Source organism: Nocardiopsis sp. MT53 (assembly GCF_019598965.1).
In the GTDB taxonomy this organism is placed as follows: Bacteria; Actinomycetota; Actinomycetes; order Streptosporangiales; family Streptosporangiaceae; genus Nocardiopsis; species Nocardiopsis changdeensis.
In genome coordinates this window covers 1,908,039-1,927,516 of the sequence record NZ_CP080599.1, presented here as the reverse complement: position 1 = coordinate 1,927,516, position 19,478 = coordinate 1,908,039, and the positions used below count along the sequence as shown (strand labels likewise).

Below are 19,478 nucleotides of genomic sequence, written 5' to 3'. Positions count from 1 at the left end.
GGCGCCGTCGGCGCCCCGCACCGACAGGTGGACTCCTGCTGCGGTGCGGCCTCGGGCGCCATCGGCAGGTGGCACACAGTATGGGTGCGGAACCGCGGAGAACCGGGCGGCACACGCGGTGGGAGCCGAGACGCCGCGGATCCGCCGCCGGGACCGGGGCCGTCCGCCGGGCCGCCCGGGGCACGAAAAAGACCCGGGGCCCCTCGTGCGAGGGGCCCCGGGCCGGAGCGCGGAGGATCGGGGATTTGAACCCCGGATGGGCGTAAACCCAAACCGCATTAGCAGTGCGGCGCCATAGACCTGACTAGGCGAATCCTCCTGGCTGCCATAAGGGTACAGACACGGGGGGCCGCTGTGCAAAACGAATCCGGGGAGGGGTCCGCCTCACCCCCGGGAGGCCACGGCCGAGAGGACGGCGCGCGGCCGCTCCTCGGCGTCCGGGCGACCCTGCGGCAGCAGGTCGCGCAGTGCCCGCTCCGAGGGGCTGCCCGGTGCCGCGCTGTAGGCGATGAGCCGCTGTCCGGGGCTCTTGGGGATCTGGAGGGTCTCGAAGGCCAGCTCCAGGCGGCCCACCACCGGGTGGTCCATCCGCTTGGTCCCCGACGTGCAGGTCCGCACCGGGTGCCGGGCCCAGCGCTCGGCGAACTCCCCGCTCTGCACCGCGAGCCGGCCGACCAGCTCGGCGAGCCTGCGGTCGTCGGGGTTGCGTCCCGCGGTCAGCCGCAGCGAGGCCACCGCCAGCGTCGCCTCCTCCGGCCAGTGCTCCCCGTAGAGGTCGCGCATGTGCTCCTCCAGGAACAGCATCCGGGTGAGGTTGGGGCGGTGTGCGGGCAGGTCCGGGTCCCCGGGGTCCAGGTGCCCTCCCAGCAGGGCGTGGCCGAGCCCGTTCCAGGCCAGGACGTCGTTGCGGCGATCCAGGATCAGCGCCGGGACCTGCGCCATCGCGTTGATCAGCTGCCGCGCCGAGTCGCCGGCGTGCTCGGGCCGGGGCTGCGCGGGCCGCCGGGCGGGCGCGGCCAGGTCCATCAGGTGCGAGATCTCGTCCTCGTCCAGGCGCAGGGCCCGCGCGATCGCGGTCAGGACCTCGCGCGACACCCGGGTGCCGCGCCCCTGTTCCAGCCGCGTGTAGTGGGTGACGCTCACCCCCGCGAGCAGGCACAGCTCCTCCCGCCGCAGGCCGGGCACCCGTCGGCGTTCGCCGTAGGGGGTCAGGCCCACGTCCTCGGGCCGCAGCGCGGCGCGGCGGGCCCGGAGGAAGTCACCGAGTTCGGATGCGCGGGGGGCCATGGTCGTCCTCTCCGACGTTTCTGCGCGGTCGCTCATTCCGAACCCCCCGCCGACGGGGCTTCTTCCGCCCGCGGCGCCCCCAGGGTGGTCACGTCGTGACCACCCTCGCGGGGACTGCCCACGACGGCGTCCTGGCTCCGCCGCCGCACGCGGACGAGGGTTGCTGCGAACCCGAGGAGGGATCCCATGTCCGTGAACACCGGCGCGTCCGCGCCAGCGGCCGCACCGGCGCGGCTGACACCGCGCATGACCGTCATCCTGGTACTCCTGCTGTCGGCGCAGTTCATGCTGGCCGTCGACTTCTCCATTCTCAACGTGGCGCTGCCCGTCATCGGCGACGGGCTGGGCTTCACGCTCGCGAACCTCCAGTGGATCGCCACCGCGTTCGCGCTGTGCGCGGCGGGCTTCACCCTGCTCTTCGGCCGGATCGCGGACCTGTTCGGGCGTCGGCGCCTCTTCCTGGGCGGTCTCGCCGTCCTGGGCCTGTCCTCCCTGGCGGGCGGGTTCGCCACCACCCCCGAGGTGCTGATCGCCGCCCGCGTCTTCCAGGGCCTGGCCACCGCCGCGGTCACCCCGGCGGGCCTGTCCCTGCTCACCACCTCCTTCCCGGAGGGGCCGCTGCGGGAGCGGGCACTGGGCCTCAACGGGGCGCTGATGTCGGCGGGGTTCACCACCGGCGCGGTCCTGGGCGGCCTGCTCGCCGACCTGCTGTCGTGGCGGTGGGCGTTCTTCGTCAACGTCCCGGTGGCCCTGGTGGTGCTGGTCGTCGCCCCGATCGTGATCGGGGAGTCCCTGCCGGAGCGGCGGCCCCGGCTCGACGCCCCGGGCGCCGTGCTGGTCACCCTCGGCCTGCTCGCCGTGGTCCACGGCTTCTCGCAGGCCGGCGAGGCGGGCTGGTCCGCGCCGCTCACCTGGGGGTCCCTGGCGGCCGGCGCGGTGCTGCTGGCCCTGTTCGCCCTGGTGGAGTCCAAGGCCCGGTCCCCGCTGGTGCCGATCCGCATCCTGCGCCGCCGCACGGTGGCCTGGGGCAACATCGCCGGGTTCATAGCGTTCCTCACCGAGACATCGCTGGTCTTCCTGCTCACCCTCTACCTGCAGAACGTGCTGGGCTTCAGCCCGCTGGCGGCGGGCCTGTCCTTCGCGGTCCTGGGCGCGGGCACCGTCCTGGGCGGCGTCCTCGCCCCGCGCGTCATCGGCGCGGCCTCCGCCAGGGCCGCGCTGCTCACCGGCGGAGCGGTGCAGAGCGCGGCGACCTTCGCCCTGCTGTTCCTGGGGGCCGACCAGGGGAGCATGCCCCTGCTCCTGGCCGCGACCTTCGTGGGCGGGGTGGGCAACATGCTGGTCATCGTCGGGTTCATGGTCACCGCCACCTCCGGGCTGCCCGACGGCGAGCAGGGGCTGGCCACCGGGCTGGCCACGATGACCCAGCAGATCGGCATCACCATGGGCACGCCGATCATGAGCGCCGTGGCCGCCTCCGCGATGGTCGGCACCGGCGCCGCCGCGACGCTCGGCGGTCTGACCTGGGCCATCGGGGTGAACGCGGCGCTCGTCCTGGTGGGCGTGCTCGTCAGCGCGCTCTTCCTCGGCGGTGCGGCGCGGGAGCGCGGGTGAGCGTCCCGGGTGTCAGCCGGTGGTGCGTTCGATGATGAGGTCGGCGTCCCTGCGCAGCCGGTGCACGGCGCGCGAGAGGGTGCTCTTGACGGTGCCGAGGGTGACGCCCATGCGCTCGGCGATCTGGACCTCGGTGAGGTCCTCGTAGTAGCGGAGGATGACGGTGGTGCGCTGGCGGTCGGGCAGTTTGTCGATGGACCGGCGCACCACGTCGGCGAGGTCGCTGCGCCAGGTGGGGTCGTCCACCCGCTGCTCGGGGATCTCGTCGGTGGGGTACACGTCCAGCCTGCTGCGGCGCCACTCGGAGATCCGGGCGTTGACCATGGCCCGGCGCACGTACCCGTCGCGGGCGCGCGGGTCGCTGATGCGGTCCCAGGACAGGAAGGTCTTGACCAGGGCGGCCTGGAGCAGGTCCTCGGCGTCGTTGTGGCTGCCGGTGATGGAGCGGGCCATGCGCAGCAGGGCGGGGCCGCGCTCGGCCACGTAGCTGCTGAACTCCTCGTACCGGGGGGTCTGCTTGGTGCCTGCCACGTGTCCACCGCCCTTCGCCTCGCTCGGCATCGGCCTGTGGGCACAACTCTCACACAGTGAGCGCAAACTCCCGGGAACCTGGGTGCCACGCGCTGACAAACGGCGCGGCGGGGCCGCCTCCGCGTCCCGCCGCGCCCGCGCGCCCGCCCCCGGGGGGGGCTACAGGCCCAGGGAGGCCAGGGTTCCGCTCAGGGCGAGCTGGTCGGCGGTCGCCGCCACCAGGTGGTCGACGGCGGCGGCGACGGGGGCCAGCTCGGCGGCGGAGGCGGGGGAGGACAGGCCGACCAGGAGCAGCGGGACGGCGACGGCGACGGTGGCGGCACGGAGGCTCGTGTGCATCTGCGGGGCTCTCTCTCGTTCCATGGGTCCGCTGCGGCCCTGCGGCCACAGCCTGCACCCGGAAGATCGCACACGGTGCCAGCGCTTGTGGGGCGGTTGACGTGGAGTTCTTCTTTGGTCACACAAGGCGTCCGATGCGTCGCTCTTGGCAATGATCGGGACATGCGGTCGACATGAACCGCCGGGTTCCGGCGTGTGAGCCGTGACTCGGCCCCGTCATCCGGAGAATGGGCACTGTAGGACGAGTCGGGCGACAGGGGGATGCGAACGACATGTCAGTGATGACGGACAAACACCAAGATCGCGCACGGTTCACCGCGGCGCTCCTGGGCCCCGACACCGCGCCCGAGCCCACACCGCTCGGCGGCCGGGTGGCCCGCGGCGTCGTCGTCGACGCCACCTCCTACATGCTCTGCCTGGCCACACCCGCGGGGGAGGAGCGCTTCCTCTACGAACGCGTCACCTCGTTCTGGCGCGGCGGCGAGGTCCGGCCCACCGAGCTGCGGCCGGGCGACGACGCCGTCGTCCGCTGCTCGCACGACGGGCGCCTGGTCGCCGAACGGGTCTGGGCGCAGGCGGCCCGCGCCACCGGCGTGATCACCGACCACCACGACGACACCCTGGAGATCGACACCGGGCACGGCCGCCCCCGCCTTACCGTGGTCATCCCCTACCGCGCCTCGGGCCGCATCTCCGTGCGCCACCCGCGCCTGGAATCCGGGTACCTGTTCGACGCGGTCGGCGTCTGGCGTGACGGAGCGGTCTGGGCGGTGCGCCCGGCCACCACCCAGCCGCCCTACCCGCTGGCCGCGACGCCCCGGCGTCCGCCCACCGGCGAGTTCTCCGCCACCCTGAGCGGCATTGCTACCTGGTACGACCCCGCCTGGGGGCGCGCTTCGCACCTGGACCCGCGCGCCCACGCCACCGGCCTGGCCTACCCGGCGATCGACCGGGCCGGCCACACCCGGGACTGCGACCGGCGCACCTCCTGCGTGCCCCTGCCGCTGCTGTCCACCGGGGCCGTGGTGGGCCTGCGCAACGACTGCACCCGCGAGGCCGCCGCCCTGCCCGTCATCGACTGCGCCGCCGCTGACAGCTGGGTGTGCGACCTGTGCCCCACCTGCGGCGGCCAGGGGGCCGGACGGCTGGCCTCCCTCACCATGACCTCCTTCGTCGCCCTGGGCGGGCGGCTGGAGGACGGCTGCTTCAACGCGACCGTCACGGTCCACGACGGAGAGGTGTGACATGTCGGCGGAGATCCTCCAGGCGCTGAGAGAGGTCCAGCTGCCGCTCCTGGCGGTACTGCTGCTGTTCGGCGCGCTCACCAAGCTCGGCTCCCGGGACGCGTCCTCGGGGCTCTCGGTCCTGCTGCCCGCGCGCCTGCGCCGCCCCGCGGTGCTCGGCACCGGGCTGCTGGAGGCCGCACTGGCCGCAGGGCTGGTCCTGCTCTCCGGGGTGCCCGGAGAGGCGGTCCGGCTGCTCACCGCCCTGGTGTTCGCCGCGTCCGTCGCCGTGCTGCTGCTGGTCCGCCGCCGCGACCCGGAGGCGGGCTGCGGGTGCTTCGGCGGGCTCAGCCGGGCGCCCATCGGGTGGCGCACCCTGACCCGGGCCGGGCTGCTGTCGGCCGCGGCCCTGCTCACCCTGGGCCTGGAGCCCACCGCCTGGCAGGCGGTCCTGGGCGCGGGCCCGGCGCACGCCGCCGTGCTGGGCGCCGAGCTGCTCCTGCTGGCCGCGCTCAGCCCCGAACTCCGCGGGACCGCCGCCCGGCTGCGGCACCGCGAGCCCTGCGAGCTGCGGGAGGTCTCCGAGCGCGCGGTCTGGCGCAGGCTCCGCCGCAGCGACGTGTGGCGCACCAACAGGCCGATGCTGCTCGACACCGAGCCGCTCGACACCTGGCGCCACGGCTGCCACCGCTTCCTGCGCTACGACGGGCTGCGGCACGGCACCCGCGTGGACGTGGTCTTCGCGGTGCGCATCGGCGGGCGGCGGCGCACCGCCGTGCGCGCGGCCGTGGTGGACCGGGGGAGCGGTACGTCCGTGGCGTCCTTCGGCGCGGTGTCCGACCGCGAGCTCCAGGGGCCGCCGCGCAGGCTGCCCGGCCCGCGCCGGGCGGCGCGGCTGGACGCCCGGCGCCGGGACGAGGCCAGGGAGGCCGCGAGCCTGGGCAAGGCGCTGGAGAACCCCTCGGGGCGCTCCGACGCCTGGCCGAGCGAGGACCTGGAGGCGGAGGTGGCCGGCGGCCGCGGCGGGGCGTGACCCGCTAACCGAGCTTCTCCTGCTGGCGGTCCACGGAGGCGCGGGTGAACTCCACCAGCATCTCCTGGTAGTCCTCCAGGGCCCCCGGTCCCATGATCGAGGTGGTGCCGACCAGGTCGCCGTTGCGGTACATGACGCTGTACATGTGGTTGCGCTCGCCGTCGGTGTCCACGTCCACGGCGAAGCCGCGCGACTCGTCGCCCAGCGTCGGCAGTTCCGCGAGGTCGCGCACCTCGTAGCCGGAGGAGGTGCCGTCCTCGTAGGTGGCGGTGTAGGTGTCGCAGCCGGCGGGCGGCCGCGAGGCGATCGCCGCGGCCGCCCCCTCCTCGTCCAGCCGGACCAGGAGGTGGGTGAGCGAGCCCCGGTCCCACTCGTAGGAGGTCAGGGAGGCCGGTGCGGCCTGCACCGCCTCGGCGTCGGCCCACCGGTTGGCGGCGTCCAGGCAGTCGGGCTTGTCGAGCTCGGTGGAGGCCCGCACCTGCTCGCTGTACTGCACCGTGACCAGCTCGGAGTAGACGCCGGCCTCGCTGCCCTCGGGCATGATCTCGGCGCCCTCGAACGAGACGAGCTGGGCGTCGTGCAGCAGCGCGGCGGCCTCGGCCTGGTCACCGGTGCCCTCCTCGGTGGGGCCGCCGCAGGCGCCCAGGGCGAGGACGAGGGGCAGGCACGCGAAGACGCCCCATGATCGGACGGGCTGTCGGCCGCTGTCACGTGAGCGGCTCTGACCAGCGGCGATCTGAACCGTCGTGGCGGGTTCCGGACGCGAGCGCATGGTGTTGTCTCCTCAATTGTGCGATATTTCCGCTGGGAGCGGTGACCGACCCGCACACGGGATCGCTGAGCGTGGCGCGGGGTTAGCACAAAGTATTGAGGAAGGACAATGGTGTCGGAGTCGAAATCGCCATATCTGCGGTCGGTGCTGGGGAGCATCCCCGCCTACAAGCCGGGCAGGAAGGTCATCGGGCCCGACGGGCGATCCATCAAGCTGTCCTCCAACGAGAGCCCGTACGGACCGCTCCCGTCGGTGCGCGAGGCGATCGCCCGCGCCGCCGGGGACCTCAACCGCTACCCCGACCCGGGCGCGGCCGAGCTGACCGCGGCGCTGGCCCGCCGCCTGGACGTCCCCGAGGACCACATCGGCCTGGGCGCGGGCTCGGTCGGCCTGCTCCAGCAGCTGCTGGAGGCCGTCGGCGAGCCGGGCGCCGAGGTCGTCTACGCCTGGCGCTCCTTCGAGGCCTACCCGCTGCTCGCCGAGCTGGCGGGGGTGACCTCCGTGCGGGTGCCGCTGCGCGAGGAGACCCACGACCTCGACGCGATCCTCGACGCCGTCACCGAGAACACCCGCATGGTGCTGGTCTGCAACCCCAACAACCCCACCGGCACCACCGTGCGCGAGGCGGAGCTGACCGCCTTCCTGGACCGGGTCCCCGAGCACGTGCTGGTGATCCTCGACGAGGCCTACCGCGAGTACGTGCGCGACCCGCAGGTGCCCGACGGCGTCTCCCTGTACCGCGACCGGCCCAACGTGGCCGTCCTGCGCACCTTCTCCAAGGCCTACGGCCTGGCCGCGGTGCGCCTGGGCTTCCTGGTCGGCCACCCGCCGGTGGTCGCCGCCGTCCGCAAGACCCTGGTGCCGTTCGCGGTCAACCACCTGGCCCAGGCCGCGGGCATCGCCTCCCTGGAGGCCGAGGGCGAGCTGCTGGAGCGGGTGGACGCCACCGTCGCCGAGCGCGAGCGCGTGCGCGGGGCCCTGCTGGACGCCGGGTGGACCGTGCCGCCCACCGAGGCCAACTTCGTGTGGCTGCGCCTGGACGGGGACACCCTGGACTTCGCCGCCGAGTGCGCGAAGGCCGGCGTCTCCGTGCGCCCCTTCGAGGGCGAGGGCGCCCGCGTCAGCCTGGGCACCCCGGAGGAGAACGACGTCTTCCTCGGCGTCGCCCGCGAGTACCCGAAGCGCCGCTGAGGCGTGTGACCCTCGGGGCGTCGTCCGCTGCGGGCGGCGCCCCGGCCGTTCCCGAGAGGCGTCCCCGGCGGGGCGCTGGAGAACGGGAGGGGCGCCTCCCAGGGGGGAAGGCGCCCCGATACGGGGGTGCGGGCCGCGGTGCGGCTACTTGCCGGCCGCGTCCTTGTCGAGCTTCTCCACGATGAGCCGGTACAGCTGGCGGGGGCGCCCCGGCTGGAGTGTGCGGTTGGGGGGCAGGGGCCAGGCGAGCCCCTCCTCCACGAGGGTGCGCAGGAGCCGGCGCGCGGTCCGGGAGGTGACGCCGAGCATCCGTCCGGCGTTCTCCGCGTCGACGACGAGGGGGCCGTCCTCTTCCGCGATCTTCTCCGAAAGCCGAATCAGAGTCTCACGGCCCTTGGTGCGCAGCGGTTCGGAGGACTGCCGTGAGGGCGCGCGCTGGGCCGGGACCAGGGAACGACCCTCCCGGTCCACCGCGAAGCTCTGACGGGACGCCTGAGCGCGGTTCAGGGCCGCACGGGCGTGCGCCTCGGCGTCCTGGGTGGTGCGTCCCATGCCGATGCCCACCTCGATGGCGATCCCGAGCTCCGCCTTGATGCGCTCCACGAACGGCGGCTGCCGGAACCCCTCGGTCGCCGTGACGAGCGACCCCCGGGTCGCGGTGATCATGAACGAATGATCGTCCAGACGGTGCGCCGTGGCGTTGATCCGGTGGGCCTCCTGGAGCAGCAGCCGGTGCAGCGACAGCCGTAGCTCCTCCCGCCAGTAGCGGGGCGTGGACCGCCGCGAGGAGTCCCGCAGCGTCGGCACGTCGACCACGACCACGCCCAGCTGCGCCTCCTCCAGCCGGTGGTGGGCGCCCAGCAGGCCGGCCGTCTGCAGCGCGCTGCGCACCCCGGCGTTGGTCGGCCGCAGCCGGATCACCGGGACGCCGATCGCCTCCAGTCGCTCGGCGACCCCGCGCACGCAGGTGATCGCCATCTTGGTGGCCTTGCGCCGCCACAGGCCCTCGTGGAACGAGGTGAGCTGGGCGGTGTTGGTCAGTTCCTCGTGGACGTGGATGCCGTCCACGGGGAGGTCGACCTCGGAGTAGGCCTCGACGACGTCGGCGCGGCTGAGCACGTCCAGACTGGCTCTGGTCGGGTCGTAGCGCTCGTCCAGGGTGGCACGGAGCAGGGCCTCGTGCAGGCTGGCGCCCCCGAGCGGCACGTAGGTGGCGGGCATCGTCAGCACGCCGGCCTTCCGCGCGAACTCGTAGGGAACCGGGCTGGCGAACAGGTACGCGTCGATCGCCGAACCCAGCCTGACGACCTTGTCCGTCGCCTCTTGCTCATCTCGGTATGCGGCGGCGATGAGTCTGGCGTTGAGGGGTCCCGTGGACCCAGGACCCATGAGCATGACCCGTTCGACCACCTCATGGGGCCCTATGACGCCGATCGTCAAATCGCCAGTACGCTGGGCACTCACCTCGGGTTGCTCCCCGCTACCATTCCACGCTCTTCACTATGTGCGCCCACTGGTTTCCCGACCCGATCTCTGTCACGGCATGATTGCCGAGATCGTACCCATTGTGCGGGGCCAAAGAAGATCGTTTTCCATATCAACGCCGAAAGCCCGGGTGGGAGACGGGCTCCCACCCCGGCTTGAACTGCGCTTTCGACCCGCTACGAGACGACGACGCGCTCCACGTCGGCACCTAGCGCGGCGAGTCGCGTCGCGAACTGAGCGTGACCGCGGTCCACCAGATAACCAGGCGCAACGATTGTCTCACCTTCGGCGACCAGTCCGGCGAGAACCAGGGCCGCGCCGGTGCGCAGGTCGTGGGCGATCACCTCGGTGCCGCGCAGGTGGGTCGGGCCGTGCACGATGGCGCGGGTGCCCTCGACCTCGATCTTGGCGCCCATCTTGTTGAGCTCGTCGGCCAGCGCGAAGCGGCCGTCGTAGATCGCCTCGTGGATGTAGCTCTCACCCTCGGCCAGGGTGGCCAGGGCCATGAGCGGCGACTGCAGGTCGGTGGCGAAGCCCGGGAACGGCGAGGTGACCGCGTTGATCGGGCGCAGCGGCACGGACGGGTCGCGGGTCACGTGCAGGACCGCGCCCTCCTGGGAGAACTCGACGCCCATCTGCTCGAGCTTCCAGCGGGCCACGCCCAGGTGGTCCAGGTTGGCCCCGACCAGGCTGACCTCGCCGCCGGTGGCCGCGACGGTCATCGCGAACACGCCCGCGTCGATGCGGTCCGACATGATCGTGTGCTCGACCGCGGTGAGCTCCTCGACGCCCTGGACCGTGATGAGGCCGGTGCCGCCGCCGGTGATCTTGGCGCCCATGGCGGTGAGGAACGCGATGACGTCCAGGACCTCGGGCTCCAGCGCGGCGTGCTCGATCACCGTGGTGCCGGGGGCCAGGACCGCGGCCATGATGAGGTTCTCGGTGCCGGTGTGGGACGGGGTGTCCAGGTACAGGCGACCGCCGCGGAGGTTGGAGGCCTCGACGTTGATGTGGTTGCGCTCGGGGTCCTCGGTGACCTCGGCGCCCAGGCGCGCGAAGCCCCGGTAGTGGAAGTCCAGGTTGCGGCTGCCCAGGTTGCACCCGCCGACGCCCTCGATGCGGGCGCGGCCGGTGCGGTGCATCAGCGCCGGGACGAAGAGCACCGAGCCGCGGAAGCGCGACGCGATCTCGGCCGGGAGAACGGCCCGCTCGGGGTCGTTGAGCCCGGAGGCGTCGATGACCACGGTTCGCTCCGCCTCGTGGAACTCGACCTTGGCGCCGATGTGCTCGGCGAGTTCGAGGGAGCGGTAGACATCCTCGATGACGGGGACGTTGCGCAGCACCGTACGACCCTTGGCCGCAAGGAGAGCGGCTCCGATCATCGGCAGGACGGCGTTCTTCGCGCCCTGGATGAACGCCGTACCACTGAGGGGGCGTCCGCCGCGGACGCGGTAACGAACCTCCTGGCCCATGCTCATGTGCTCCTTTGTGAGGCAGATGTGAAAAAAGGTCACCCTCGTCGGGTTTCGCCTATGTGCGTTTTAGACGCGGGTTTCCCCTGGAACGTTCGACGAACTCGTGTGTGACCTGCACGGCCAGCGAACCGGTGTGTTCGCGATGACTCTATAGCACCCTCCGGCCCGGACCGGTCCAGAACGTGGTATACCCGCAGATCGGGCAGAGAGTCCCGTGAAACGGCCAAAGAGGTACTCGTCCAACGGAAAAGACCAGGGTAGGTGTGGGGAGGCCGTATGCATGGCCGGACACCGGACAGGTGCCGCATACGACCCCACCACCATACGCGCTTCAGGCGACCATTCCGAGACCAGCGTGCCCGGAATCACTCGCCCGCGCCGTGTCAAAGCTTCGGTTCGGATCCGGTGAGCCGACGGAAGATCTCCGTGTAGCGGCCGAGCGTGTGCTCCACCACCGACTCGGGGAGCTCCGGCGGCGGGGCGTCCGCGGCGCGGTCCCAGCCCGACTCCGCAGAGGTCAGCCAGTCGCGGACCACCTGCTTGTCGAAGGACGGCTGCGGGCCGCCCGGCGCCCACTCGTCCGCGGGCCAGTACCGGGACGAGTCCGGGGTGAACACCTCGTCGGCCAGCACCAGCGCGCCGTCGGTGTCGCGGCCGAACTCGAACTTGGTGTCGGCCAGCAGCACGCCGCGCTCGCGTGCCACCTCGCGGCCGCGCGTGTACACGCGCAGGGTGAGGTCGCGCAGCGCGCCGGCCAGCTCGGCGCCGTGCCGGGCCGCGACCGTCTCGAACGACACGTTCTCGTCGTGGTCGCCCACCTCGGCCTTGGTGGCCGGGGTGAAGACCGGCTCTGCCAGCTCCGAGCCGTCGACCAGGCCCTCCGGCAGCGGCACCCCGCACACGGTGCCGTCCACCCGGTACTCGGCGAGGCCGGAACCGGTCAGGTAGCCGCGGGCCACGCACTCCACCGGCACCATGTCCAACCTGCGGCACACCAGGGTCCGCCCGGCCCAGTCGGCGGGCGCGCCCTGCGGCGGCACGTCCGACACCACGTGGTTGGGGACCAGGTCGGCGACCCGGTCGAACCACCACAGGGACAGCTGCGTCAGCAGCCGGCCCTTGCCCGGGATCTCGGTGGGCAGCACCCAGTCGAACGCGGAGAGCCGGTCGCTGGCCACCATCACCAGCTCGCCGGACCCGGTGGTGTACAGGTCGCGGACCTTGCCGGTGTGCAGATGGGTCAGGCCCTCGACCCGGACCGGCTCGGGCCGGACGACGAAACCGCTCATGGGAGTCCTTCGTTTCTACGGTGCGGGTCCGCCGCTACAGCTCGGCGGCGGCCCGCTCGGCGATGTCGGTCCGGTGGAACGAACCGCGCAGCTCGATCCGGGACACCGCGGCGTAGGCGCTCTCGCGCGCCCGCGCCAGGTCGGCGCCGGTGCCCACCACGCTGAGCACCCGGCCGCCCGAGGAGACCACGTCGCGGGCCCCGCTCCAGGAGGTCCCGGCGTGCAGCACGTAGGCGCCCTCGACGGCGTTCGCCGCGTCCAGGCCGCTGATGGCGTCGCCCTTGACCGGGTCGCCCGGGTAGTTCTCGGCGGACACCACGACGGTGACCGCGGCGCCCGGCTTCCACTGGAGGGAGCCGATGCCCTTCAGCCCGGAGGTGTCGGTGGCCTGGAGGACCGCGCCGATCGGGGTGGCCAGCCGGTCCAGCACCACCTGGGTCTCCGGGTCGCCGAAGCGGGCGTTGAACTCGACCACGCGCGGGCCCTTGGAGGTGAGCGCCAGGCCCACGTACAGCAGGCCCTGGTAGCGGGTGCCGCGCCGGTTCATCTCCTGGAGGGTCGGCCGCACGACCGACTCCATGACCTGGTCCACCAGGCCGGCGGGGGCCCACGGCAGCGGGGCGTAGGCGCCCATGCCGCCGGTGTTGGGGCCCTGGTCGCCGTCGTAGGCCCGCTTGAAGTCCTGGGCCGGCAGCAGCGGCAGCGCGTGGACGCCGTCGCTCAGCACGAACAGCGACACCTCCGGGCCGTCGAGGTACTCCTCGATGACGACCCGGCCGCACTCGCGCGCGTGCCGCTCGGCCAGCGCCCGGTCGTCGGTGACGACGACGCCCTTGCCCGCCGCCAGGCCGTCGTTCTTGACCACGTAGGGGGCGCCGAACTCGTCGAGCGCCTCGGACACCTGGCCCGCCGAGCGGCACACCCTGGCCTTGGCGGTGGGCACGCCCGCCGTCTCCATGACCTCCTTGGCGAACGCCTTGGAGCCCTCCAGCCGGGCGGCCTCCCGGTCCGGGCCGAACACCGGGATGCCGCGCTCGCGCAGCGCGTCGGCAACCCCGGCCACCAGCGGCGCCTCCGGGCCGATGACGACCAGCTCCGCCCGGATGCGCGCGGCCAGCTCGGTCACCGCCAGTCCGTCGGTCACGTTGATCACGTGGTTCTCGGCCAGCTCCGAGATCCCCGGGTTGCCCGGGGCGCAGTGGATGTCGGTGACACCCGGGTCGAGGGACAGCGCGCGGACGAGGGCGTGCTCGCGGCCTCCGCCGCCGAGGACGAGGGCTTTCACTACTGGGGGCCTCTTCGTGTGGGAGGACGGACAGCGGACAGGCGGGCGCCGGTCAGACCAGGGACCGCAGCTCGAGGGTCTGGTCGCGGCCGGGGCCGACCCCGATGGCGGAGACCGGCGCTCCGGCCATCTCCTCCAGGGTACGCACGTACGCCTGGGCGTTCTTGGGAAGTTCGTCGAATTCCCGGGCTCCGGTGATGTCCTCCGACCAGCCGTCGAGGTACTCGTAGACCGGCGTCGCGTGGTGGAAGTCGGTCTGGGTCATCGGGATCTCGTCGTGGCGGACCCCGTCGACGTCGTAGGCGACGCAGACCGGGATGCGCTCCAGGCCGGTGAGCACGTCGAGCTTGGTCAGGAAGAAGTCGGTGATGCCGTTGACGCGGGTCGCGTACCGGGCGATGGGCGCGTCGAACCAGCCGCAGCGGCGGTCGCGGCCGGTGGTGACCCCGTACTCGTGGCCCTGGGTGCGCAGCCAGGCGCCCTGCTCGTCGAGCAGCTCGGTCGGGAAGGGGCCCGAGCCGACGCGGGTGGTGTAGGCCTTGAGGATGCCGACGACCTTGGTGATGCGGGTGGGGCCGATGCCCGACCCGGCGGCCGCGCCGCCCGCGGTGGGCGAGGAGGACGTGACGAACGGGTAGGTGCCGTGGTCGATGTCCAGCAGGGTGCCCTGCGAGCCCTCCAGGTAGACGGTCTTGCCGTCGTCCAGCGCCCGGTTGAGGATCAGCGAGGTGTCCGCCACGAAGGGGCGGATCTTCTCGGCGTAGCCGAGGTACTCCTCGATGATCGGCTCGGCCTCCAGGGCGCGCCGGTTGTAGACCTTGGTGAGGAGCTGGTTCTTGTCGTTGAGGGCCAGCTCGATCTTCTTGCGCAGGATCTTGGGGTCGAACATGTCCTGCACTCGCACGCCCTGGCGGGACACCTTGTCGGCGTAGGTCGGGCCGATGCCGCGCCCGGTGGTGCCGATCCGGCCCTTGCCCAGGAAGCGCTCGCTGACCCGGTCCAGGGCCCGGTGGTAGGGCATGATCAGGTGCGCGTTGGCGGAGATGAGCAGGCGCGAGGTGTCGACGCCGCGGGCGTCGAGCCCGTCCAGCTCCTCGAAGAGGACGCCCGGGTCGATCACGACGCCGTTGGCGATGACCGGGACCACGTTCGGCGAGAGGATGCCCGACGGCAGCAGGTGCAGGGCGTATTTCTGGTCGCCGATGACCACCGTGTGCCCGGCGTTGTTGCCGCCCTGGTAGCGGACCACGTAGTCCACGCGGTCGCCCACAAGGTCGGTCGCCTTGCCCTTGCCCTCGTCGCCCCACTGGGCACCCACGAGCGTGATCGCCGGCATTGGTCACTACCTTTTCGCTCGACACCTGACCGGGGTGTTCCCGACCCCGAACATGGATGAACCCCTGGCGCAAGGCAGCGACAGGGGCCGTTGCGTATTGAGGGTACACGACCCGTCCGTCCCGGTTAAGTGGCGCCCACGAGGGGGTTTCCTCACGTCGAACCGGGTGGGGCGGCCCGTGGCTCCGGTTTCGCGGGCGGGTCCTCCCTCACGCGCGGTGCAGCAGGTGCAGGAGAGAGGTGAGGCTCTCATCGGCGTGGCCGCGGTCGACCCCGGCCCGGGCCAGCGCCAGGACCGCCGCCGGCAGCGCCGGGTCCACCCCGGCCCGGTCGGCCGTGTCCACGACGTGCTCGATGCTCGCCGCCGCCATGGAGAGGCGTTCGGCGTCGCCGCCGTGCTCACCGGCGTCGACGCGGGGACTGTAGAAGCGGAACATCTGCTCCAGAGAGGCGGCGGTGGAGGCGGCCTGGGGCAGGAACTCCTGCGCGCTGACCCCGTGCGCCCGGGCGACGGCCACACTGTGCAGCCACCCGGCGAGGCCGGTCCAGAAGAGGTCCATTCCCAGCTGGTAGTGGAGCGGGGCCAGCGCCGGGTCCTCGCCCCGGTAATCGGTCCCGGTGAGGACGGACAGGGTGTCCGCGTACCGGTCGAAGACCTCGCGGGGGCCGCTGTAGAACGTGGAGGTCCCCGGCGCGCCGATGCCGGAGGGGTCCGCCTGCACCCCGCCGGTCAGGTGGTGCGCGCCGTGCCCGGCGAGCCAGGCGGAGGCCTCGCGGGCACGGTCGGGGGTGTCGGAGCTCAGGTTGACGATCACCCGCCCGGCCAGGGCGTCCGCGGCCGGGGTGAGCAGGTCGTACACGGCGGCGTAGTCGGTGAGGCTGAGGACGGCCAGCTCGTTGGCGCGCAGCGCGTCGGCGACGGTCGGCGCGGCGGTCGCGCCCAGGGCGACCAGGGGCTCGGCCTTGGCCGCGGTGCGGTTCCACACGGTGACGGTGTGGCCGCGGTCCAGGAAGGCGCGGGCCATGGCGGCGCCCATGGGGCCCAGGCCGATGACGGTGACGGGGGCGGGGTTCTCTTCCATTGTCTGCACCTCTCTAAAACGAACGTTCTATTCGGTCGGGAGACCATAGCAGACTCTAGAGCGAACGTTCTATTCAGTACGATGGCGGTGTGATGACCAAGGCAGCGGCGCCCGACGGCGCCCCCGGCACCCGCGAGCGCATCGTCGCCGCCGCCTCGCACCTCATGCAGCGGCGGGGCTACGACGGCACCGGCGTCAAGCAGATCTCGGTGGAGGCGGGGGCCACGCTCGGCTCGGTGTACCACTTCTTCCCCGGCGGGAAGAAGGAGCTGGCGATCGCCGCGATCGAGCGCGGAGACCGGGAGTTCGCCGAGGAGCTGGAGCGGATCCTGGCCGCGGAGGAGGACCCGGCCGCGGCGGTGGAGGAGTGCGCCCGCGTGATCGCCGACGGGCTGCGTGACTCCGACTGGGCGGACGGCTGCCCGGTGACCTCGACCGCCCTGGGGGTGGCCGTCGGCGTGCCGGAGATCGGCCGCGCCGCCGACGCCGCGCTGGCCCGCTGGCGCGCCCTGGTCGCGGAGCGCCTGATCGCGGTGGGCGTCGCCGAGGACGACGCGCACGACCTGGGGTACACGGTCATCAGCACCCTGGAGGGCGCCGAGACCGCCGCCCAGCTGGCCCGCGACAGCACCCCGCTGCGGATCGCGGGCCGCCACCTGGCCCGCCTGATCCGCCTGCACCTTCCCTGACACCCCGCGCGGGCGGGGGCGGCCGTCCCGCGGCGGGTCGACCACGGGTGCCCACACGGATGTCCCTCCGCGCGGGCTGGGGCGGCCGCCGCCGATGAGGTCGCGCATCAGGGGCTCGGGCCGTCCCTCCGCGCGGGCGGGGGCGGTCGTCCCGTAGCGGGTCGACCATGGGCGTTCACATGGACGTCCCCTCTGCGCGGGCGGGGGCGGCTCAGGCCGGGGAGGCCGTCCGGTGCGCGGGAGCTCCGGACCGGTCACCCGTGCCCGTCTGCGGTCCTCCTCCGGTCATGGCGGGAAGCGGCCGCCGGAGGGATCGGCGCCTCGGGTGGGTGAGACCGGCCGTGCTCGTCTGCGGTCCTCCCCCAAGTGTGGTGGGGCGGCCGCCGCTGGAGCGTGTGCCCGGACGGGCGGCCGCCCGGCGGGTCAGGCGTTGAGGGCCTTGTCGGCCTCGGCGCTGGAGTCGCGCAGGAAGGTGGCGCAGCGCTCGGCCTCCTGGGCCTCGCCGATCTGCTCGGCGGCCTTGCCCAGGGCGTGCAGCGCGCGCAGGAAGCCCTGGTTGGGCTCGTGCTCCCAGGGGATGGGGCCGTGGCCCTTCCAGCCGGAGCGGCGCAGCTGGTCCAGGCCGCGGTGGTAGCCGGTGCGCGCGTAGGCGTAGGCGGCGACCGGCTCGCCAGCGGCCAGGGCGTTCTCGGCCAGGCGGGCCCAGGCGGCCGAGTACTCCGGGAACCGTCCGGCGACCGGGGCGGGGTCGGTGGCCGCGGCCAGCGCCTCGCGGGCCTCGGCGTTGTCGGGCAGACGGGTCTCGGGCGGCTCGTTGAGCAGGTTCTGGTGCAGGTTCATGGATCCCATCCTGCCACCGCCGCCGGGCCCGGCACCGGTCGTCCACAGGCCGGATCCGGGCGCCGTCCCTCGGCGCCCGCCGTCCGGGCCCGGAACGCAAGGCGCCCGGCGGCCGTGCCGGCCGCCGGGCGCCCACGCGCGTCGGACGCGGTGACTACTTCATCCGGTTGCCGGCGGACTTGAGCTGCTGGGCGGCCTCCACCACGCGGGCGGCCATGCCGGCCTCGGCGGCCTTGCCGTAGGCGCGCGGGTCGTAGGCCTTCTTGCTGCCGATCTCGCCGTCGATCTTCAGCACGCCGTCGTAGTTCTTCAGCATGTGGTCCACGATCGGGCGGGTGAACGCGTACTGCGTGTCGGTGTCGATGTTCATCTTCACCACGCCGTACTCGATGGCCTCGTGGATCTCCTCCAGGGTGGAGCCGGAGCCGCCGTGGAAGACGAAGTCGAACGCCTTGGTCCGGCCGTACTTCTCGGCCACGGCCTCCTGGGCCTTCTTCAGGACCTCCGGGCGCAGCTTCACGAAGCCGGGCTTGTAGGAGCCGTGCACGTTGCCGAAGGTCAGGGCGGTCATGTAGTAGCCCTTCTCCCCGAGGCCGAGGACCTCGGCGGTGCGCAGGGCGTCCTCCGGGGTGGTGTACAGCTTCTCGTTGATCTCGCCGACGATGCCGTCCTCCTCGCCGCCGACGACGCCCACCTCGATCTCCAGGATGGTGCGGGCCTCCTTGGAGGACGCCAGCAGCTCCTCGGCGATGCGGAGGTTCTCCTCCAGCTCCACCGCCGAGCCGTCCCACATGTGGGACTGGAACAGCGGGTCCTGGCCCTTGGCCACGCGCTCCTTGGAGATCTCGAGCAGCGGGCGGACGAACCCGTCGAGCTTGTTCTCGGGGCAGTGGTCGGTGTGCAGGGCGACGTTGACCGGGTACTTGTCCGCGACGACGCGGGCGTACTCGGCGAACGCCACCGAGCCGGTGACCATGTCCTTGACCGTGGCACCCGACAGGAACTCGGCGCCGCCGGTGGAGATCTGGACGATGCCGTCGCTTTCGGCCTCGGCGAAGCCCCGCAGCGCGGCGTGCAGGGTCTGGCTGGAGGTCACGTTGATGGCCGGGTAGGCGAAGCCCTGGGACTTCGCGCGGCTCAGCATCTCGGTGTAGACCTCGGGGCTGGCGATGGGCATGCTTGACTCTCCCTGGAATCGGACCTGGAGCGAGCGGCCGCCGGTCGCACCGGCGGCACCCCACGTGCGTTGCCGGTGGAGGGTCCGGGCGGCGGGGGAGCCCGAGACTCGGGTCGCACGTCCGGACGTGTCCACCAGGTGTCACCCAAGTATCCCGAACGCACGGAGCCGATGGAAAGGTCTAGACCAAATTCGATGGGTCTTCGGGTGCGGCGGAGTGGCCGAAATGGGCGCTTTGTATGGGTCTATGGTGGATTCACGGGCGATGTGAATTTTTGTGCGACTGTGACCGGATTGTGGGAGGCGGGGAGGTCCGGGGAGATCACTGTCGCTTTTTGTCGTGATACACGCTACATTCAACGCCGTGGGAAGGCATAGGAATGATCCTCGCGGCGTTGGCCAGGTGGTGGCCATCGTCGGAGCAGTCGTGCTCCTGGTCGCGATGCTCGCGCTCGGCGGGTTCTTCTTGTACCGCTCGCTCCCCGGCAACTCCGGCTCCAGCGTGAGCGCGAACGCCTCCGGGGCGGCGAACGAGGAGGAGACCCCCAAGGGTGCCTTCTACGTGCGCGTCATCGGCGAGTCCAGCCGCGTGTTCGTCCGCATCCCCGGCGGCGACGTCCTGCACGACCAAGAGGTCCGCCAGGGCAGCTCCCTCACCTACGCCGAGATCCCCGAGGGCGGCATCGAGGTCACCATCGGCGACCCCGCCGCCGTGGAACTCTTCGTCAACGGCATCGAGCGCGACATCGCCGACCGCGGCGCCGACTACAGCTTCACCGTCGACGGCTGACCGGTTCCGGCCCCGCGCCCCCCGCGGCGGCGGGACGCCCC

Annotated in this window: 18 protein-coding genes and 1 tRNA gene; 6 read left to right on the top strand and 13 right to left on the bottom strand. The window is 72.5% G+C overall.

Features of this window, described 5'->3' with window-relative positions; all coding sequences use genetic code 11:
* Nucleotides 1-230: 230 nt before the first annotated feature.
* Both K1J57_RS08280 and K1J57_RS08275 read right to left on the bottom strand, forming a co-directional pair.
* Nucleotides 231-319, bottom strand: a tRNA-Ser gene (locus tag K1J57_RS08280).
* Nucleotides 320-384: 65 nt separating this feature from the next.
* A complete protein-coding gene (locus tag K1J57_RS08275) occupies nt 385-1,287 on the bottom strand; it encodes a helix-turn-helix domain-containing protein (protein ID WP_255646909.1) in 903 nt (300 codons plus the stop codon).
* A gap of 186 nt (nt 1,288-1,473) precedes the next feature.
* Between K1J57_RS08275 and K1J57_RS08270 the strand changes: the two genes are divergently transcribed.
* On the top strand, nt 1,474-2,901 hold the full coding sequence (locus K1J57_RS08270; RefSeq protein ID WP_220563863.1) for an MFS transporter: 1,428 nt from the start codon (nt 1,474-1,476) through the stop codon (nt 2,899-2,901).
* A gap of 12 nt (nt 2,902-2,913) precedes the next feature.
* On the opposite strand, the gene K1J57_RS08265 is transcribed toward K1J57_RS08270, so the two are convergent.
* Both K1J57_RS08265 and K1J57_RS08260 read right to left on the bottom strand, forming a co-directional pair.
* A complete protein-coding gene (locus K1J57_RS08265) occupies nt 2,914-3,462 on the bottom strand; it encodes a SigE family RNA polymerase sigma factor (RefSeq protein WP_220563862.1) in 549 nt (182 codons plus the stop codon).
* Between the two features lie 129 nt (nt 3,463-3,591).
* On the bottom strand, nt 3,592-3,771 hold the full coding sequence (locus K1J57_RS08260; RefSeq protein WP_220563861.1) for a hypothetical protein: 180 nt from the start codon (nt 3,769-3,771) through the stop codon (nt 3,592-3,594).
* Between the two features lie 272 nt (nt 3,772-4,043).
* Here K1J57_RS08260 and K1J57_RS33950 point away from each other — a divergent pair, with 272 nt between their 5' ends.
* A complete protein-coding gene (locus K1J57_RS33950; RefSeq protein WP_220563860.1) occupies nt 4,044-5,015 on the top strand; it encodes a hypothetical protein in 972 nt (323 codons plus the stop codon).
* Between the two features lies 1 nt (nt 5,016).
* Nucleotides 5,017-6,027 (top strand): MauE/DoxX family redox-associated membrane protein, encoded by a 1,011-nt coding sequence (locus K1J57_RS08250; protein WP_255646908.1) that lies wholly within the window; start codon nt 5,017-5,019, stop codon nt 6,025-6,027.
* Nucleotides 6,028-6,031: 4 nt separating this feature from the next.
* Here the strand turns inward: K1J57_RS08250 and K1J57_RS08245 are convergent, their stop codons facing one another.
* Nucleotides 6,032-6,799, bottom strand: a complete 768-nt coding sequence (locus tag K1J57_RS08245) for a hypothetical protein (RefSeq protein ID WP_255646907.1) — start codon at nt 6,797-6,799, stop codon at nt 6,032-6,034.
* A 108-nt stretch (nt 6,800-6,907) separates the two neighbouring features.
* Here K1J57_RS08245 and hisC point away from each other — a divergent pair, with 108 nt between their 5' ends.
* A complete protein-coding gene (gene hisC / locus K1J57_RS08240) occupies nt 6,908-7,990 on the top strand; it encodes a histidinol-phosphate transaminase (RefSeq protein WP_220563859.1) in 1,083 nt (360 codons plus the stop codon).
* Between the two features lie 144 nt (nt 7,991-8,134).
* Here the strand turns inward: hisC and K1J57_RS08235 are convergent, their stop codons facing one another.
* From K1J57_RS08235 to K1J57_RS08210, 6 genes are all read right to left on the bottom strand, one after another.
* Nucleotides 8,135-9,385: a transcriptional regulator gene (locus K1J57_RS08235; RefSeq protein ID WP_245833275.1), complete on the bottom strand. Its 1,251-nt coding sequence runs from the start codon at nt 9,383-9,385 to the stop codon at nt 8,135-8,137.
* Between the two features lie 266 nt (nt 9,386-9,651).
* Complete coding sequence (murA, locus tag K1J57_RS08230; protein ID WP_220565407.1) at nt 9,652-10,947, bottom strand: UDP-N-acetylglucosamine 1-carboxyvinyltransferase; 1,296 nt, start codon at nt 10,945-10,947, stop codon at nt 9,652-9,654.
* A 386-nt stretch (nt 10,948-11,333) separates the two neighbouring features.
* The gene (locus K1J57_RS08225; protein WP_220563858.1) at nt 11,334-12,239 is read right to left on the bottom strand and encodes a phosphoribosylaminoimidazolesuccinocarboxamide synthase; all 906 of its coding nucleotides are present in this window, start codon (nt 12,237-12,239) and stop codon (nt 11,334-11,336) included.
* A gap of 34 nt (nt 12,240-12,273) precedes the next feature.
* A complete protein-coding gene (purD, locus tag K1J57_RS08220) occupies nt 12,274-13,524 on the bottom strand; it encodes a phosphoribosylamine--glycine ligase (RefSeq protein WP_220563857.1) in 1,251 nt (416 codons plus the stop codon).
* 52 nt (nt 13,525-13,576) lie between these two features.
* Entirely contained in the window at nt 13,577-14,860 is a 1,284-nt protein-coding gene (locus K1J57_RS08215) for an adenylosuccinate synthase (RefSeq protein ID WP_220563856.1), read from the bottom strand.
* Nucleotides 14,861-15,068: 208 nt separating this feature from the next.
* Complete coding sequence (locus tag K1J57_RS08210; protein ID WP_220563855.1) at nt 15,069-15,941, bottom strand: NAD(P)-dependent oxidoreductase; 873 nt, start codon at nt 15,939-15,941, stop codon at nt 15,069-15,071.
* A 92-nt stretch (nt 15,942-16,033) separates the two neighbouring features.
* Here K1J57_RS08210 and K1J57_RS08205 point away from each other — a divergent pair, with 92 nt between their 5' ends.
* Nucleotides 16,034-16,630, top strand: a complete 597-nt coding sequence (locus K1J57_RS08205) for a TetR/AcrR family transcriptional regulator (protein ID WP_220563854.1) — start codon at nt 16,034-16,036, stop codon at nt 16,628-16,630.
* 423 nt (nt 16,631-17,053) lie between these two features.
* On the opposite strand, the gene K1J57_RS08200 is transcribed toward K1J57_RS08205, so the two are convergent.
* Together K1J57_RS08200 and fbaA are read right to left on the bottom strand one after the other, a co-directional pair.
* Entirely contained in the window at nt 17,054-17,470 is a 417-nt protein-coding gene (locus K1J57_RS08200; RefSeq protein ID WP_220563853.1) for a DUF3151 domain-containing protein, read from the bottom strand.
* Nucleotides 17,471-17,624: 154 nt separating this feature from the next.
* Entirely contained in the window at nt 17,625-18,647 is a 1,023-nt protein-coding gene (gene fbaA, locus K1J57_RS08195) for a class II fructose-bisphosphate aldolase (protein WP_220563852.1), read from the bottom strand.
* A 406-nt stretch (nt 18,648-19,053) separates the two neighbouring features.
* Here fbaA and K1J57_RS08190 point away from each other — a divergent pair, with 406 nt between their 5' ends.
* Nucleotides 19,054-19,437, top strand: coding sequence for a DUF4115 domain-containing protein (locus K1J57_RS08190; protein WP_220563851.1), 384 nt, complete (start codon nt 19,054-19,056; stop codon nt 19,435-19,437).
* Nucleotides 19,438-19,478 lie beyond the last annotated feature (41 nt).